This window comes from Paenibacillus sp. 2TAB23 (genome assembly GCF_052115165.1).
In the GTDB taxonomy this organism is placed as follows: Bacteria; Bacillota; Bacilli; order Paenibacillales; family Paenibacillaceae; genus Pristimantibacillus.
Genome location: NZ_JBFRGD010000002.1, coordinates 51,541 through 69,191, shown reverse-complemented (window position 1 = coordinate 69,191; position 17,651 = coordinate 51,541). Strand labels below are relative to the sequence as shown.

General features: G+C 46.2%; 15 protein-coding genes. 5 read left to right on the top strand and 10 right to left on the bottom strand.

Annotated elements, in window-relative coordinates:
- Positions 1-78: 78 nt before the first annotated feature.
- Positions 79-3,147 (top strand): transglycosylase domain-containing protein, encoded by a 3,069-nt coding sequence (locus tag AB4Z29_RS02985; protein WP_441941646.1) that lies wholly within the window; start codon positions 79-81, stop codon positions 3,145-3,147.
- A gap of 57 nt (positions 3,148-3,204) precedes the next feature.
- Here the strand turns inward: AB4Z29_RS02985 and AB4Z29_RS02980 are convergent, their stop codons facing one another.
- Entirely contained in the window at positions 3,205-4,164 is a 960-nt protein-coding gene (locus AB4Z29_RS02980) for an aldo/keto reductase (protein WP_441941645.1), read from the bottom strand.
- A gap of 223 nt (positions 4,165-4,387) precedes the next feature.
- On the opposite strand from AB4Z29_RS02980, the gene AB4Z29_RS02975 reads away from it, so the two are divergent.
- Complete coding sequence (locus AB4Z29_RS02975; protein WP_441941644.1) at positions 4,388-4,771, top strand: VOC family protein; 384 nt, start codon at positions 4,388-4,390, stop codon at positions 4,769-4,771.
- An 89-nt stretch (positions 4,772-4,860) separates the two neighbouring features.
- Here AB4Z29_RS02975 and acsA read toward each other — a convergent pair whose 3' ends face one another.
- On the bottom strand, positions 4,861-6,585 hold the full coding sequence (gene acsA, locus AB4Z29_RS02970) for an acetate--CoA ligase (protein ID WP_441941643.1): 1,725 nt from the start codon (positions 6,583-6,585) through the stop codon (positions 4,861-4,863).
- A 241-nt stretch (positions 6,586-6,826) separates the two neighbouring features.
- Between acsA and AB4Z29_RS02965 the strand changes: the two genes are divergently transcribed.
- On the top strand, positions 6,827-7,462 hold the full coding sequence (locus tag AB4Z29_RS02965; RefSeq protein WP_441941642.1) for a GNAT family N-acetyltransferase: 636 nt from the start codon (positions 6,827-6,829) through the stop codon (positions 7,460-7,462).
- 165 nt (positions 7,463-7,627) lie between these two features.
- Entirely contained in the window at positions 7,628-8,806 is a 1,179-nt protein-coding gene (locus tag AB4Z29_RS02960; protein ID WP_441941641.1) for an acetoin utilization protein AcuC, read from the top strand.
- Between the two features lie 75 nt (positions 8,807-8,881).
- Here AB4Z29_RS02960 and AB4Z29_RS02955 read toward each other — a convergent pair whose 3' ends face one another.
- The 4 genes from AB4Z29_RS02955 to AB4Z29_RS02940 all read right to left on the bottom strand — a co-directional run bounded on the left by AB4Z29_RS02955 (position 8,882) and on the right by AB4Z29_RS02940 (position 12,016).
- Positions 8,882-9,580, bottom strand: coding sequence for a 5'-methylthioadenosine/adenosylhomocysteine nucleosidase (locus AB4Z29_RS02955; RefSeq protein WP_441941640.1), 699 nt, complete (start codon positions 9,578-9,580; stop codon positions 8,882-8,884).
- A 5-nt stretch (positions 9,581-9,585) separates the two neighbouring features.
- Positions 9,586-10,590, bottom strand: coding sequence for a catabolite control protein A (gene ccpA, locus AB4Z29_RS02950; RefSeq protein ID WP_441941639.1), 1,005 nt, complete (start codon positions 10,588-10,590; stop codon positions 9,586-9,588).
- Positions 10,591-11,007: 417 nt separating this feature from the next.
- The gene (locus AB4Z29_RS02945; RefSeq protein ID WP_441941638.1) at positions 11,008-11,391 is read right to left on the bottom strand and encodes a hypothetical protein; all 384 of its coding nucleotides are present in this window, start codon (positions 11,389-11,391) and stop codon (positions 11,008-11,010) included.
- 187 nt (positions 11,392-11,578) lie between these two features.
- Positions 11,579-12,016: a VanZ family protein gene (locus AB4Z29_RS02940; RefSeq protein ID WP_441941637.1), complete on the bottom strand. Its 438-nt coding sequence runs from the start codon at positions 12,014-12,016 to the stop codon at positions 11,579-11,581.
- Positions 12,017-12,068: 52 nt separating this feature from the next.
- Between AB4Z29_RS02940 and AB4Z29_RS02935 the strand changes: the two genes are divergently transcribed.
- Positions 12,069-12,599, top strand: a complete 531-nt coding sequence (locus tag AB4Z29_RS02935) for a type 1 glutamine amidotransferase domain-containing protein (RefSeq protein WP_183561992.1) — start codon at positions 12,069-12,071, stop codon at positions 12,597-12,599.
- On the opposite strand, the gene ptsP is transcribed toward AB4Z29_RS02935, so the two are convergent.
- The 4 genes from ptsP to AB4Z29_RS02915 all read right to left on the bottom strand — a co-directional run bounded on the left by ptsP (position 12,596) and on the right by AB4Z29_RS02915 (position 17,629).
- Positions 12,596-14,338 (bottom strand): phosphoenolpyruvate--protein phosphotransferase, encoded by a 1,743-nt coding sequence (ptsP, locus tag AB4Z29_RS02930; RefSeq protein WP_441941636.1) that lies wholly within the window; start codon positions 14,336-14,338, stop codon positions 12,596-12,598. The genes AB4Z29_RS02935 and ptsP overlap by 4 nt on opposite strands.
- On the bottom strand, positions 14,335-16,221 hold the full coding sequence (locus AB4Z29_RS02925; RefSeq protein ID WP_441941635.1) for a glucose PTS transporter subunit IIA: 1,887 nt from the start codon (positions 16,219-16,221) through the stop codon (positions 14,335-14,337). Before AB4Z29_RS02925 ends, ptsP begins: the two co-directional genes overlap by 4 nt.
- 244 nt (positions 16,222-16,465) lie before the next feature.
- Entirely contained in the window at positions 16,466-17,092 is a 627-nt protein-coding gene (locus AB4Z29_RS02920) for a hypothetical protein (protein WP_441941634.1), read from the bottom strand.
- Positions 17,093-17,194: 102 nt separating this feature from the next.
- A complete protein-coding gene (locus tag AB4Z29_RS02915) occupies positions 17,195-17,629 on the bottom strand; it encodes a CoA-binding protein (protein ID WP_441941633.1) in 435 nt (144 codons plus the stop codon).
- Between the last annotated feature and the right edge of the window lie 22 nt (positions 17,630-17,651).

Genomic DNA, 17,651 nt, shown 5'->3' with positions numbered 1-17,651 from the left:
GTCAATGTTGTTAAAAAATGCGTTACTTTGGCGATTTATGTTATAATAGGTGTGCTATTTGGAGGAGGAGTCAAAAGAATGCAAGAGGATCGTCAACAAACGCCAACCAAAAGAAGCGGATGGCGTACTTTCGGAATCGTAACTTTTATAACAGTCAAATGGATCGTATATTTCGGAATATTCATTGGTTTGCTCGCTGGAGGCGCATTGACCGGGTATGTAGCAGCGCTCGTGAAAAATGAAGAAGTACGCCCTCGTACTGTTATTGAAGAAAAGGTGAGCGAAAACGCAATTACCGGATTCGTCTACTTCAATGATGAATCACTTGTCGGACAATTAAGAACGTCTGAGGACCGGATGATTATTACATACGATGATTTGCCGCCCCAGGTAATTAATGCCGTACTCGGAATTGAAGACAATAATTTCGAGAAGCACAAAGGCGTAGATATCAACGGACTTGGACGCGCAGTGAAACAGAAGCTGCTCAACGAGGATACCCAGACAGGCGGGAGCACGCTAACCCAGCAGCTTGCACGTCGCGTATTTCTAAGCTTGGACAAAACGGACAGCCGTAAGATCAAAGAAATATTTCTGGCTTTGCGCATGGAGCGTTATTTGACCAAGGAAGAAATTTTAGCGGCTTACCTTAACAAGGTGCCGTTCGGCAACGGTTCGACCGGTTACAATCTATTCGGAATAAAAGCAGCAGCGAAAGGCATATTCAATATTTCGGATCTAAACAAGTTGAATATCGCGCAATCCGCTTACCTGGCCGGCCTTCCGCAAAGGCCTTCTGCCTATACTGCTTTTACAGGGAAAGGCCAATTTAATCAAGCTGGCTTCGAGCTTGCCTTGGGACGACAGAAAACGGTTTTGATGCGTATGTTTGAAACTGGTCGCATCACCCAGCAGGAATACGACGAAGCGCTTAAGTTCGACATTAAGAAAACACTAGCCAAGCCGTCAGAGAAGGCTTATACGACTTACCCTTACCTTATGCTCGAAGCTGAGCGGCAAGCCGCCGAAACAATGCTCATGCAGCAAGACCCTACATTAACGAAAGCGGACTTGCGCAAAAAAGAAAACGCACCGCTCATCGAGGAAGCGCGCGATCATCTGCTGCGCGGAGGGTACCATGTCTATACAACCATTGACAAAGAAGTTTACCAGCTCATGCGCGAAATAGGTACAAATGACGAGAATTTCACGCCTTATAGCGAAGAGAAAGGGCTGGAGCAGATCGCTGCGATCATGCTTGACCATAAGACCGGCGCTATAGTTGGCATGCTAGAAGGCCGTGACTTCTACGAGGAGCAGTTGAACTATGCGACTCAAATGACCAGACAGCCTGGATCAACAATGAAAACGTTGGCTGCTTATTTGCCTGCCATTGAGATGGGAATCATACAGCCAGCAAGCATCATTGATGATGCGCCATTGGTCCTTAAGGATGGTCAGAAAGGCTTTCATATCCCAATGAACGTTAACCGCAAATTCGCCGGTCTCGTCACTGCGCGTGACGCGCTGAATCGTTCATTGAATTTGCCGGCACTGAAGATTTTTAATGAGGAAGTTAAAATCGAAAATGCATGGGCATTTGTCAAAAAACTAGGAATCACCACACTGCAGCCAGAGGATTCCTACGCACAGACTGGTGTTATTGGAGGACTAAGCATCGGTGTATCCGTCGAGGAACTTACGAACGCTTACGGTTCTATTCCTAACAAAGGCGTTTTCAACGATTCTTATATGATTTCTCGAATTACGGATGCCAACGGTAAAATCGTATACGAACATAAACAAGAACCGAAACGTGTATTCTCTGAGCAAAGCGCATTTTTGATGACCGACATGCTCTCGACCGTTATTTCAAGCAAAAGCGGTTCCGCTAACAAGTTGAAATCGCAGTTCAAGAAGTATGGCGAAATTCCAATCGCGGGTAAAACTGGATCCACGCAGAGCTACGGAGACGTATGGTTCATGGGCTTCTCTCCTGACATCACTTTAGGAGTGTGGGCCGGTTACGAGGAGCAAGTCAACTCTCTGACTGAGAATGGAAAGGCTCGTGCCCGCTCCATTTGGGCGTTAATCATGAATGAAATGGCAGAGAAAAAACCAGAGGTTTTCGTAACCGACAAGTTCGAGCGTCCAACAGGTATCGTCAAGGCAACGGTATCGAGTGCAAGCGGCTTGCTTCCTAGCCAATTGACCAAGGAAGCCGGCATGATGGTAACCGATTGGTTCAATAAAAAGGATATACCGAAGAAAACAGATGATGCATTAGTGAAAATGGCATATATTACGTACGAAGGCGTCAATTATGTACCTAATCCAGCCACGCCAAGTGAGTTTGTGAAAGAACAAATCGTTATTAAACGTAAAAAACCGCTTGATGCTCTAATGGATGAAATCAAAGCCGCACAAGCCAAATTGCCTGCAAAGAGCCGAAGGCCGATGAGCGTTTATTTACCTGCTGATGCAGAGAATAACGCGCCTTCTAAGCCAGATCCACGGGTCGATGACGGTGCAGCTCCACCGCCGCCTTCCAGTGTCAAGCTGCAATCGTCAGATGGAGCACTTATCCTGACATTCAGCGAAAGTAGTGCGAAGGATGTCGTTGGTTACCGTGTTTACAAATCGGTTAACCAAGGTGCTTACCAGAAGGAAGGAAGCTCTATTATTGCCGGCTCCGAGAAGCGAATGAAGCTATACGCTTCAAGCTCGCAAAGCTATACTTTCTATGTCGCTTCCGTTGACGTAGCAGGCAAGGAATCTGCACCTAGTCCGCTTGTTAATTTTGGCACCACTGTCGTTACACCGCCTCCTTCTGGTGGAGACACTGGCGTAGATACTCCTGTGAACGATCCGGATGCCATTGCAGCTCCATCCGTTCCGACGGGACTCCAGGCTGTGAAATCCGACTTAAGCGTCAGCTTAACCTGGGAAGCTAACAGTGTTTCGGATCAAATCACGCAATATCATGTGTATTACAGTCCAAATAGCGACAGTAAGTATACAAGAATCGGCTCTACTTCAGAAACAAGCTTTGAATACGTTGCACCGCTAGTTACCGGCTCATTTTTCGTCACTGCCGAGAATGCAAAAGGCGAGTCTGGACCATCGAGCTATCAAAATGTGAAATAGAAAAACAGCAGCCACTTGTTGGCTGCTGTTTTTCTATCTATTTGGCACTTTGAACGGTTAGATCACATAGGATGAATCTGTTTCGAATAATCTGCTGATTTGCTCATAATCTTCTCGGGATAAGGACCATTTCGTTGCTCCGGCATTCTCCTTTATTTGTTTAGGAGTTCTAACACCTGTAATTACAGTGGATACTTCTTTACGGTACAATAGCCAGTTGATCGCAACTTCATTTATTGGCTTTCCTAGCGAACGAGCAATACCCGTAAAGGTCTCAATAATAACGAGATTTTTAATAAATTGTTTTTCCGAGTATAGCGGATTCAGCTGTGCGCGTACATCCGTTTTTGGCAATCTCGTTAAATAATTAAACTTGCCTGCCAACAGTCCTTGCGCGAGCGGGCTGTAAGGTATAAAGCCAATGTTTTGCTGCTTCGCGTATGGCAGCGATGCATGCTCTACATCCCTTTGAAACAAATTATAAGGCTGCTGCAGCGACACAATCGTACTTACGGCTTGTGCAGCTACAAGCTGCTGTACACTGAAATTCGATACTCCGATATATCTAATTTTCCCATCTGCAACCAATTGATTCAAAGCTTCAAAGGTTTCCTCAATCGGTGTTTTTCCCGTTGGGTCAGGCCAATTCACCTGATAAAGATCAATGTAATCCGTGTTCAGCCGTTTCAGACTTTCCTCGGCTTCACGAATGATACTCGCTTTTGTTACATTAATGCTCCATTGTCCCTGCTCATTCCATACGAGCCCTGTTTTGGTTGCTAGAATGATATGCTCTCGTATGGGCTTAAGCACTCTACCAAGCAGCTCTTCAGAGTATCCGTGACCGTATATAGGTGCTGTATCATAAAAGGTTATGCCCAAATCAAACGCTTGTCGGATCGCAGCCTCCGTCTCATTGTCATCAACATCACCCCAGCCTGTTCTCCCCGCTGCCCAAGCACCAAAACCCACGATGGATGGATTTAGATCACTGTTGCCTAATTTTCTCGTTTGCACCAAGCACCCTCCTTTATACAATAATTCCTACCTGTTTACTCGGAACTAACATAATTATAATTCCCTACTCCCGAAAGTCAACCCATTTTTTACAAATTCATACCTGAATGGTTTCACTTATCCTTTTCAATCTACTTGACAATGGTTGGCTTGCTCCTTAAGATAGACTTTGATTATTGAAACAAATTCCTAACTAAACTCAATTGAGGGGGGACCAATGCTAATGATGACAAAAAGAATCGACCATATTGGCGTTATGGTGAGTGATATGGAGACTGCGATACGATTTTATACTGAAATCATCGGATTCGAGCTCAAAGGACGAGTTCCGCATTCGAATGGTGTCATTGAACTTGCATTTTTAGGATTTGGACATGCCGAAGAAACCGAATTGGAACTGATTGCAGGCTATAACGACAAGCTTCCTACAGAAGGCAAAGTTCATCATTTTGCCGTTGCAGTTGAAGATGTCCATGCGGAATTCAGCCGATTGAAGCAGCTAGAAGTGGAGTTCATTGACGATGAAATAACAACCTTGCCTAATGGGTATCAATACTTTTTTATTAGCGGTCCAGAGGGTGAATGGATTGAGCTCTTTCAGCGATAATACATAGCAAATTCGAAAAAACGTCAAAAAAAGCGGATGCTCGCTCAATGAGCAGGCATCCGCTTTTCTGTTTATTCATGTCGCTGTTGTTAATCTTCGATGGTTGATAAATCGCCTGTAGGAAGGTTTAGCTCCCAAGCCTTTAACACTCGGCGCATAATTTTGCCGCTTCTTGTTTTGGGGAGCTTATCTTTGAATTCAATCTCCCTTGGTGCTGCATGGGCTGACAAACCGATTTTCACAAATTGCGAAATCTCTTGTTTCAGCTCATCAGATGCTTCAAATCCTTCGCGCAGCGCGATAAAGGCTTTAATGATTTCTCCGCGCATAGGATCAGGCTTGCCAATAACACCCGCCTCTGCTACCGCCGGATGCTCTACGAGCTTGCTCTCAACCTCGAACGGACCTACGCGCTCTCCCGCTGTATTAATTACATCATCAATACGCCCTTGAAACCAAAAATAACCATCCTCATCGCGATAAGCAGAATCTCCTGAAATATACCAGCCCTTTAAATAGAAATACTCCTCGTATTTGGATGGATTATTCCAAACCTTGCGCATCATTGACGGCCACGCGGTCTGAATGGCCAAATTACCCATTCGGTAAGGAGGCACTTCATTGCCGCTATCATCGATAATCGCTGCTTTGACGCCTGGCAAAGGTTTTCCCATTGAGCCCGGTTTAATATCCATGCTTGGATAATTGCAGATAAGCTGGCCGCCGGTTTCTGTCATCCACCAGGTGTCATGAATTCTTTGACCATATACCTTGAGTCCCCAGCGGACAACCTCAGGGTTTAAGGGTTCTCCTACACTTAGCACATGCCTGAGGCTGGTCAGATCAAAGTTATTGGATATATCATCGCCAGCACCCATTAGCATACGGAACGCCGTAGGAGCACTGTACCATACCGTCACGCCATATTTCTGGATAACGCCATACCAATCGCTTGGACTAAAACGGCCGCCTCGGATAACGTTTGTAGCCCCATTAAGCCATGGCGCAAAAATACCGTACGAGGTGCCAGTGACCCACCCCGGGTCTGCCGTGCACCAATAAATATCATCTTCTTTCAAATCCAGCACGATTTGACCCGTATATAAATGCTGAATCATCGCGTTTTGGACATGGTAGACGCCCTTAGGCTTTCCAGTCGATCCTGACGTATAATGCAGAATAAGGCCATCCTCGCGGTCTAGCCACTCTATCTCTGCTTCATCGGATACCCCAGCCATTTCTTCTGAGAAATCAATGATGCCCTCTTCCTTTGGCACATCCTTACCGAATACGATAATATGCTTAAGGCCAGGAAGCTCCTCTCTCTTGATCCTCTTCAATAGCGCCGGAGTCGTTACAATCGCAATGGCTTCGCTATCCAGTAGCCTATCTTTAACTGCCGTCTCCATGAAAGCTTCAAATAGCGGCCCTACCACGGCTCCTACTTTCAATGCTCCTAACGCACTGAAATAAAGCTCAGGCGTTCTAGGCATGAAGATAAAGACGCGCTCTCCCTTTGAAATGCCGAGCTTTCTCAAAACATTCGCGAAGCGGTTCGATTGCTTGCTCAGCTGTTCAAAGGTATACGATTCGTCACGTTCACTATCACTATAGAAAAGGGCAACTTTATCCCCTTTTCCTTGTTCAACATGACGGTCAATGGCTTCATAAGCCATATTGACCTTCCCAGTCTCATACCAGCTGAACTGACTTTCAATTTGGTTCCAATCAAATGAACTCACTGCTTCTTCATAGTTTTGTAGATTCGGATTTGTTGCCGTTGCTGGAATTCGTTCTTGATGTAAGTTGATCATTCTATCACTCTCCCATCAAATCTATGAGTCTGTAACATAAGAATACGCTTACAAGATTGAGTCAATGCTTGAGGCAAACAAGCAGACCTCTGCTATAGCTTCCTATGAAATGAACCGCCAAACTTATTATAGCATATCTTTTTTCTATTCGACTACGCTTTTCATTTCCTTAAATCTTTGTTATAAAGAGTAATAGAGAATGTCGGATAGGCACGTTTTTCACAGCAAAGGAGGATATGCCTTGGAGCATCGAAAGCGGTTGCAGCGAGAAACTGTCGCTCTAGACGAAGGCCGTGAGCTTATATTGGAAGGACCCGTACCCCCGAACCGACTTGTTGAAATGACGATGCATGAAGCATTGGATGCATTCCGAAGACCAAATGAGCAGCATAAGGCATTAATTGAAATCGCTGGTCTGGATGAAGGAAGAATCCTATTAGCACGCGAAGGCGGCAAAATTGTCGGTTATGTGACCTTCCACTATGCCGATGAGCTTGAACGATGGTCAGAGGGCGGCATGACGGATCTAATCGAGCTTGGAGCGATAGAAGTAGCGGATGACTATCGCGGCTGCGGCTTAGGCAAAAGAATGATCGAGCTTGCTTTTGCAGAGGACCAGTTGGAAAATATGATCGTTTTTACGACGGAATATTATTGGCATTGGGACCTTGAAGGGACCAAACTTAACGTATGGGATTATCGGAAAATGATGGAAAAGCTCATGCAGTCCGTCGGCATGGTCTGGTTTGCTACCGATGATCCGGAAATTTGCTCGCATCCCGCGAACTGCCTAATGGTTCGTATCGGAAAGGAAGTGCCGCTGAGCTCCGTCGAGCATTTTGACAGAGTCCGTTTCCGGCAGCGCTTCATGTATTAACCTATTGCTTACGAAGTAGGTTTGCTTCGCAAACCTTAGCCCATGCTTACGAAGTAGGTTTGCTTCGCAAACCTTAGCCCATGCTTACGAAGTAGGTTTGCTTCGCAAACCTTAGCCCATGCTTACGAAGTAGGTTTGCTTCGCAAACCTTTTAGGAGGATTAGAATGGCTGCTGATGCTGTTTTCATACATCATTCGGATTCCAGCGGATATAAATTTGATGAAGAACATCCTTTTGATCCGCTGCGGTTAACGCTCACGATAGACCTGCTCAAGGATGTAAAAGCCTTGACGGAGGATCAATTGAATACTCCTCCACCCTATTCCGAAGACGAGCTCTTGTCACTCGTACATCGAACAGATTATTTGGCTGCCGTCAAAAAGCTGAGCGAAGAAGCGCTAACAGATGACAGCGGCATCCTCGCTCAACAATTCGGTCTGCACACCGAGGACACTCCTGTATTTCCAGGTATGCATAAAGCGGCTATGACCATTGTTAGAGGCTCTTTAGCAGCGGCAGAGGCTGTCATGACAGGCCAGGTGAAGCACGCCTTCCATCTTGCCGGCGGGCTGCATCACGCGTTCCCAGACCGCGCATCAGGCTTCTGCGTATATAACGATGCCGCTGTTGCGATCAAATATATTCGGCAATCATTTGGCGCACGCGTATTATATATCGATACGGATGTTCATCATGGCGATGGCGTGCAATGGGTTTTTTATGATGACCCAGATGTTTGTACATACTCCATTCATGAAACGGGAAAGTTTCTTTTCCCTGGAACGGGCTTTGTGCATGAGAAAGGCACAGATCATGGATTCGGAGCATGCTTTAATGTGCCGCTGGAGCCGTATACCGAGGATGAATCATGGCTCGAGAGCTTTAACGTCACTTTAAGAAAGGTTATCGAAGCATTCAAGCCGGATGTGATTATAAGCCAACATGGCTGCGATGCTCATGCGTATGACCCGCTCTCTCACATTCATTGCAGCATGCGTATCTACAGTGAAATTCCCGCAATCATTCATGAATTGGCTCATGCGTATACAAACGGCCGTTGGATCGCGCTGGGCGGCGGCGGCTATGATATTTTCCGGGTCGTTCCGAGAGCTTGGGCGCTCGTATGGCTCACGATGATTGAGCATCCGATCGCGCAGCGAATTGCCGCTGGAGAAACCGTTAAACTTCCGGACAGCTGGCTTGAACGGTGGTCGTTATTGAGTCCGCATAAGCTTCCCCCCTACTGGATGGATGATTTGTCCGATATTGAAGCAATGCCTAGACGCCAGGAAATAGCTGAGAAGAATAGGATGGTTCAAAGCATCGCAATCCAGGATCTCTAGCATTCAATTACGTACATTAAAAAAGAAAAGCCGCGATGCTGGCCATCGCGGCTTTTCTTTAGTAAACGACAATGATTACATATTTTTTACGATATCGTCGATGATCTGATAAGAATGATTCGATGCCGTTACAGTAAACTCCGAGAAATTCACATGAGCTGAACCATCTGCTTTGTCTGACATCGAACGAATGATGACAAACGGCTTTTCATTCATATCACAAACCTGTGCGACAGAAGCGCCTTCCATCTCGGCACAAGCGCCATGAAGTGTCTCATGGAGCAGCTTGACCGTCTCGCGGCTAGCTATGAACTGGTCGCCGGAGAGCACAACACCTTTAAGACTTCGACCCGAAAATAAGCGATTGCTTGCAGAGGAAGCTAGCTCAACCAAGCGCTCATCCGCCACAAATTCCGACCTCGGATGGAATGGAATCGTTCCACGGGCAAAACCTAGCGGCGAGCAATCCATATCATGTTGAATACAGCTCGTAGAAACCACAATATCGCCGATGTTCAATTGTGGGTCAACCGCACCAGCGACACCTGTGAACAGTACGCAATCCGCACCAAGATCCAACAAAATTTGCGTGCAGACTGCGGCGTTAACTTTACCAACGCCTGATTTGCAATAAATAACCGTCTTACCATGAAACGTTCCTTCGAAATACGTAATTCCGGCCTTCGTGATCTGTGACGCAATGCTTACGTGCTCATGCAGCAATTCAATTTCTTCTGCCATTGCGCCGATAATTCCTATTTTGTTAAACGACATATGGATTATATTCCTCCAACCGATTGACGCACGACAATTTCATGCGGCAGTACAACTTTGGATTGATCTACGTTTTCTTTCTTCATAAGCTTCGTCAACAAGCGCATGGATACTGCACCGATATCATACATGGGCTGTGCGACAGCTGTAAGCTGCGGACGAACCATTGATGCCATCCGGCTGTTGTCTACGCTGATGATGGAAATATCGTCTGGCACTCGTAATCCAGAATCCTGAATGCTATGGATGGCGCCAATCGCCATTTCATCCGTTGCGGAGAATACGGCTGTTGGACGCTCGTCCAATTCAATGAAATACTTCATCGCTTCCGCACCGGACTCATAGCGGTAATTGCCGATTCGTACCAGTGTATCATCATACGCGATGCCCGCAGTCTCAAGCGCACGCTTGTACCCTTGGAACCTTGCATATCCGATCGAAGGATCTTGCAGCGTCCCGCTAATCATCGCAATGCGCTTATGGCCTTGCTCTAGCAGCTTCTGAACGGCATCATAAGCAGCATCTTCATGATTAATATCGACAGATGGAATTTGTCCGCTCTCATCTGATGTTGCGCATAATACAATGGGAACATTTGCAGTTTTGAAAGCTTGCAGATGCTMTTCGGTTACGGCTCCGCCCATAAATAGCAAACCGTCAACTTGTTTCTCCAACAAGGTATTGATAACGCGGATTTCTTTATCTTTCTTCTTGTCCGCATTGCACAAAATAATATTATAATGATACATATTAGCAATATCTTCGATTCCTCGAGCTACTTCCGCAAAAATAGCGTTTGAAATATCGGGAATGACGACGCCGACAGTCGTTGTTTTCTTGCTCGCAAGGCCTCTTGCCACAGCGTTTGGACGATACCCAAGGCGTTCAATTGCTTCAAATACTTTCTTCCGCGTTGCAGGCTTTACGTTAGGATTGTTATTCACAACCCGGGAAACCGTAGCCATCGACACTCCTGCTTCTCTTGCTACATCATAAATGGTTACCGTCACAGTGGTCCTCTCCATTAGCTCAAATTTTAATTTTCGTACGACCAATATTAACGTAATCATAGCACAAAGAAATGAGCAACGCAAAACAAAAGACGGCAAAAACCTTGCTGTTTCGTGCTTTCATTGCGTTTTCAAAATAAAAAGTCGCTTAAAGTTCTGTTCCATAACGCTTGCGCACACGCGGCATCCGCCTTGTTGAATGCAAATAAAATCTATCTATTTTCTTCCTTTTCCTAGTAAATTCATGCTTCCAATCTGATACGCATAGGATCGAGATGAGCCTGCATAAAACAAAAAGAGCTGAGATAAATCTCAGCCCGCTTGAAAATAAACGCTATTGTCAGATAACCCGCACTCTTCTCTTGTCCATCCACTTTAAGGAATTAGATAATGCACAAGCATGACAAATCCAAGCAGCTATGTAAGCAGCGAACGGCGACTAATTTGCTCAAGCCTTTTCTTTAAATCGCTGATCCACGCCTCATCATTCAGCGTCTGGGCAAGCAGATACAAATCAAGCAATTGGTTAATTCTGTGCTCAATCATTCTCTCAAATGCAATTTGGTCTGTTTGCAGCTTCTCCGCTTTTGCTTCAACGAGCAAATTAGCCCATTCGTTGCATTCATTGAATAAAAAGGTTTGTTTATCTGGCTGAGCCCCCAATTGAGCGATTAATCCAGTCAAATCCGGCTTCACATCGGGAAATACTTCACTGCGATTGCAGGTTGTGCATGAGAAAATAGGAACGTTATCAATCTCTACTTTCCCTGAATAAATGACTGTGCGCAGTTTCATCTTCATGATGTCACCACAATGACACCTCTTATGCAAAGCGGTCCACTCCTTCTTAGTAACAGCTATTCTCAATAGGCATAGCTTTCAGAGTTACAATATATAATGGATTCGACCAAGTTCGCGAAAATTCCTGCTTTCACAGTCTTGTAATTTTTACTACTAATACGGTGCTTTGCAGCACATATGCAAGCGGTCATGGGGCTGCTTTTCTCCATCTTTTCCGAATCCATGGAACCGCTGCTATGGCTGTCCATATCGCTGCTCCAATCAAATCATTGCGTACGTCCATTGCGTCCGGCATCCTGCCTCCGACAAATGATTGATGGTATTCATCGGTCACGCCGTAAAGTCCGCATAGCAAAACGATAATGACCTTCATCCATAGACGGTCAGCTGTTTTGCCTATGCCGTAATCCATGGTTAATGCAAGTATGAAGTAAGAGACAAAATGCCCCCAATCAAAGCCCTCCATGAACGGAAAAAAAGTTTGAAAGAAAGGAAGAAAGGTATTGATCTCGTCACTCGTTCTCGAAGACAAGACAAAGATCACTATCATCCAAATAACTGCCGGCAGGAAACGTAAGAGTCTTGTATATGAGAAACGTTTGGATACCTGATTCATTTGCTTCATTGTTGCTCCTTCGTTACAATAATAGAGATCATTCATAGATGGAGGGGAAAAGATGTCCTTACAAAACAAAACCGTCATCTGCTTGCTAGACGACGAATTCGAGGATTTGGAATTATGGTATCCGGTCTATCGCGCTCGAGAGGCTGGCGCAACGGTTCTATATGCCGGACCTGAAAAAGGCAAAAAGCATATTGGCAAGTATGGCGTACCTGCTGTTGCCGACTTGTCTTTCGACGAAGTAAACAGTGAAGATATCATCGGGCTGCTCGTTCCAGGCGGCTGGGCACCTGACAAGCTTCGCAGATATCCGAAAGTGCTTCAGCTCGTTCAAGAGCTTAATGCGCAGGATAAACCGATCGGCCAAATTTGCCATGCCGGGTGGGTGTTGATTTCAGCCAAAATACTCGAGGGCCGCAAGGTCACTTCGACGCCAGGCATTCGCGACGATATGGAGAATGCTGGAGCAACGTGGTTTGATGAAGCGGTTGTTGTAGACGGAAATCTCATCTCGGCACGTCGTCCGCCTGATCTCCCGCCTTATGCCAAAGCATTTGTAGACGCTCTTGTACAGCGAATGGGCTAACCATTCGCTGTTTTTTTGTCTACCCGCTCCATGAAGGCGTTAAGCAGTGCAAGTACCTCCGTACTCGTGCGACAGCTGTGCAGCTTCTTAAACACCTCTCCACTCTCTTCCTGAGACGTGCTAAGAAGACGCTGCTTCACTTGCAAGATCGAATGGGAGGACATGCTCAGCTCATCGACATCTAGGCTCAGCCAGATCGGCAAAGCTCTTAAATCACCCGCAAGCTCACCGCATACGCCTACCGTAATACCTGCTTTTTTCGCCGCTTCTACAGTCATTTTCAGCATCCGGATTAATGCCGGATGGTATGGCTCATATAAATGGGAAATCTCTTCATTCATCCGATCGACCGCAAGCGTAAATTGGACAAGATCATTCGTACCAATACTGAAGAAATCGACTTCTTCAGCCAGAAGATCTGCAATCATAACGGCTGCCGGCACCTCGATCATGATACCTATTTTCATGCCATTGTCATACGGAATGCCGGCTTCTTCCAGCTCTAGCTTTGCTTCGTTAAGCACAGCGTTGGCAGCTCTGACCTCATCGACGGATGAAATAAGCGGATACATCAGCTTAACTGCCCCATAATGGCTTGCTCGTAGTATGGCGCGGAGCTGCGTCTTGAACAAATCTTTGCGATCCAGAGAAATGCGGATTGCTCTATAGCCAAGAAATGGATTATCTTCCTCTGGCAGCTCAAAGTAATCCAGTTGTTTATCTCCGCCGACATCGAGCGTTCGAATAACGAGCGGCTCGCCTCCAAGTCTTTCGGCAACACTTCGATAAACCTCGAACTGCTCTTCTTCCTTCGGAAAACGATTTCGATCCATATACAAAAACTCTGTTCGGAACAAACCTACGCCATGCGCACCGCTTGACAATGCGATTTCCAGCTCTTTGAATGAACTGATATTCGCAGCAAGGTCAAGTCTCTTGCCATCAGGCGTAACAGGCCGATGATTAGCAATGCCGTGCAATTGTTGCTTCGCTTCTGTTTGGCGATTATGAAGATCTGTATAGGTTTGAATGACTTCTTGCTCAGGTTCTATAAATACGCTGCCGTCCGTACCGTCGATGACAAGCGTCTGGCCCGTTTGAATCGGTTCTGCCAGCTTAGTTTCCACACCAACTACTAGCGGTACGCCAAGCGCTCTTGCCATAATGGCTGAATGCGAGGTTGTACTGCCAGCAAGGGTAACAATACCAAGAACATGCTGCGGGTTAATATGCGCCAGCTGTGAGGGAGACAGCTCCTTTGCAATCAGGATAAAGGGCTGTGTGTCAGATGGCAGGGTAATCTCCGGTGCTCCAAGCAAATGCTTCAGCAGTCGGTTTCCTACGTCCTTGATATCAAGAGCCCGCTCCTTCATGTACTCATCGTCCAGCAGATCGAACATGGTGACGAAATGATCAATGGCTTCCTTTACGGCAACCTCAGCAGCTTTGTACTGGCGCTGGATGATGCCCTGGATTTCGTTCATAAAAACAGGATCATCCAGAATCGCGATATGAGCATCGAATATATGCGTCTCTTCAGAACCAACAACATCACGCAGCTCATCTTTGATTTGTTCGATTTCCGATTTGGAGGTGCGGATGCCTTCATATACGCGTTCGAACTCCCGTGCAAAGTCAGCTACATCGATCTTCTGCTCAGGCAATTCCCATTCCCAATTCGGAAGCACAAACGATCTCCCAATCGCTATGCCAGCTGAAGCCCCAATTCCTTGAATCATTGTGTTTCCCCTCCACCATTTCTCTCTTTAAGAACAACAGACAAAACTGAGGACTGCCCTTTTTTCACCGCTTTAAACGGTGCAAACCGCCAGGAATGGACGAGATCAGAGTTGGTGATTACCATAGGCGTAGCAAGCGACTTGCTTTCCTTACGTACCCGCTGCAAATCAAACTTGATCAGCATCATGCCAGGCGTCACTTCATCCCCTTCTTTAACAAGCGCATTAAAATAGCCTTTTCCTGCTAATCCAGAGGTGTCGATGCCGATATGCAGCAGAACCTCCAGTCCCTCCGGAGTAAGCAAGCCTATCGCGTGCATTGTCGGATAAATATGAATAACCTTCCCTTTCACGGGAGATACCAATTCTCCTCTATCCGGTATAAAAGCAACACCTTGTCCTACCAGCTTTCCTGCGAATATCGGGTCGGGTACCTCATCAAGCGGAATCATTCTTCCCTGCATCGGCGAGTGGAACAGCACCTGTGCTTGATCCCGATGAATCGTCTTTATCATCTCTTCGCGAATGAGTTCGGAGTATGTGCCGAATACGACCTGTACCTGCCCTCCGCCAAGCTTGATGACGCCGGCTGCACCTAGATTTCGAAGCGCATTTACATCCAGCAGCTTGTCATTCGACACTTTAAGCCGCAGCCTAGTGATACAGGATTCCATTTTGACAATATTCTGCTTCCCGCCAATTGCTTGTAGAATAAGCGGTGCACGGTAAGGAATATCTCCCGCCCACTCATCGAGCTGCGAGCCTTCCTCTCGACCAGGTGTCGGAATACGGAATCTGCGGATTGCCCAGCGAAATAAGAAATAATAAACGAATCCGACAACAATTCCAATTGGAATAATAAGCCAGCCTCTCGTTGCCAAATGCTCGTTGATTACAAAATCAATGGCTCCTGCCGAAAAGGAAAAGCCATGCTTGATGCCAAGCTCATAGGTCACCCACATAATAATGCCTGAAAGGATGGCATGAACGACGTATAAGTAAGGAGCTACGAATAAAAAAGCAAACTCAACCGGTTCGGTAACGCCCGTCAAAAAGGAGGCTAACGCAGCGTATAGAAACGTTTTTCTAATTTTGGGCTTCAAGTCCTCGCGAGCTTCGTGAATAATAGCCAAGGCTATAGCTGGCAGTGCGAACATCATCGTCGGATACAATCCAGCCATGAACACCCCTGCCGTTGGATCGCCTGCAAAGAATCGAGGCAGATCGCCATATACCATTTGACCGGCTTCCGTCTCGTAGCCTCCAATCTGGAACCAGAACACATGACTCACAAGATGGTGCAAGCCGAATACGACTAGAATGCGATGTACAAAGCCATACAAGAAAACACCGAAGCCTCCGCCAGAAGCAACAATTTCACCCAGCTCCACAAGCATTTTTTGCAAATACGGCGCTATATTAATCATGCCGATGGAAAAAAGCAAGCACACAAAACTGACAAACAGCGGAACGAACCTCGGACCGCCAAAAAACTGTATGTATTCCGGCAAGCGCAAGCTTTTGAATCGTTCATGGCTTACACCTGCAATAATGCCGATTAAGGTACCAATCAGGACAGTCGGCTCAATCTGCACCTCAGCAGTGCTGGTTATGCCGCTATATATAATCATTCCTATAAGAGCAGCCATGCCCGCAGCGAGCGCATTTCCCGTCAATCCGAGCGATATGCCTACCGCGAAAATATAAGGTAGAAACGTAAATATCGCCTCGCTGGCAGCGACTAAATAACCTTCCATTCCCGGCAAGCCAATATATGCCCATGGCAGCTTGCTTAAGCTTAAAAATATGGCCGCGCCTGGCAATACAATCATCGGCAGCATAAATGCTCTACCGAGTTGCTGCAGGCTCCCAATGAAAACCATTTTGCACCTCCTTAAAGTTTTGCGTAGCAAAACTGACTTCGTAAGCATTAGCTTAGTTTTGCGTAGCAAAACTGACCTCGTAAGCATTAACTTAGTTTTGCATAGCAAAACTGACTTCGTACGTGAGCTCCCAACATTTCTATATCGATGTTAAGCGTTTGCTGCGTTTTTGTCAAAGTAAAACGGCGAGCCTGTAAGGGCCCGCCGGTGTTGATGATTCTTTTCCTATGATTTTAAAACGATGTTATCGCATGCCGCCCGAGTAAGGGGAATTAGCAGCGCTTTGGGATTGCCAGCCGACATGTGAAATTACCGGACCCGATTGTTGATAGGCATTGGTCGCTTCATAAACAGGATGGAGCGAAGTATTCGAATGAGTCGGTGTCATTCCGTATCCATTCTGTTGGTTTGCCTGTGCGTAACCTCCGAAATGGGAATTGGAGTTCTGCTGTGCAAAATTCGATCCGATGTTAGACGTTGGCTGGTAAAACGATTGCTGATTGTCATATCCAGCTTGATAGCCGACATGTGCGATAACCGGGCCAACATTGCCAAATGCCGTTGCCGGCGATTGCGCGTGGCTTTGAACCGGCTGATGCGAGATGAATGAATGATTCGTTCCTACCGGATGAGTCGAATTCGAATAGCTGTTAGGTGTGAAATGCTGCATACCTTGGCTATAAGAATTAGACGCTTGATAACCTCCTGGCGTATTCGACACAATGGAGTTCGTTTGTCTGCCAAAAGTCGGTTGGCTAAGCTGTCCTTGATAGTGTGATTGCACATTGCCCGTTGGCTCAAAGTGCGTGCCTTGGTTAAGGTAGCTTTGTTGCCCTTGGTAATTACCCGGTTGTTGCGAATATTGATTCACGTCGTGTCCTCCTTGGATTACAAACATAAAGTCTTCAAGCAAGTAAAGCACTCGCTTATGAAGCCTTCTTATTCTGTAGAAGTGACCACTATTTTATAACCGTTATATTTTGGATTTCCCTCCAGGAAGCAGGATTGAATCCTCCACCTTGATGCAACGATCCATAATAACCTCAAGACCGCCAGAAATCGCAATTTCAGCCGCTTCATCATTGGATATGCCAAGCTGCAGCCACAAGGTTTTAGCGCCTATCGCAACTGCCTCTTGCGCGACAGGAGGCGTATGCTCGCTTCTGCGAAACACATTGACAATATCAACAGGCACTGGAATGTCCTTTAGCGAAGCATAGCTTTTTTGACCCAATATCGAATCGGCGTTTGGATTAACGGGGATAATCGTATAGCCTTTAGCTTGCATAGCTTCGGATACCATGTACGATACACGATCAGGCTTGTCGGACAATCCGACTACCGCAACCGTCATGCTTCTCTCAAGAATAACCTTTATCTGCTCACGCGAAGGATTTTCGAAAGCCATCCTAAACACCTCTTTTCTTATT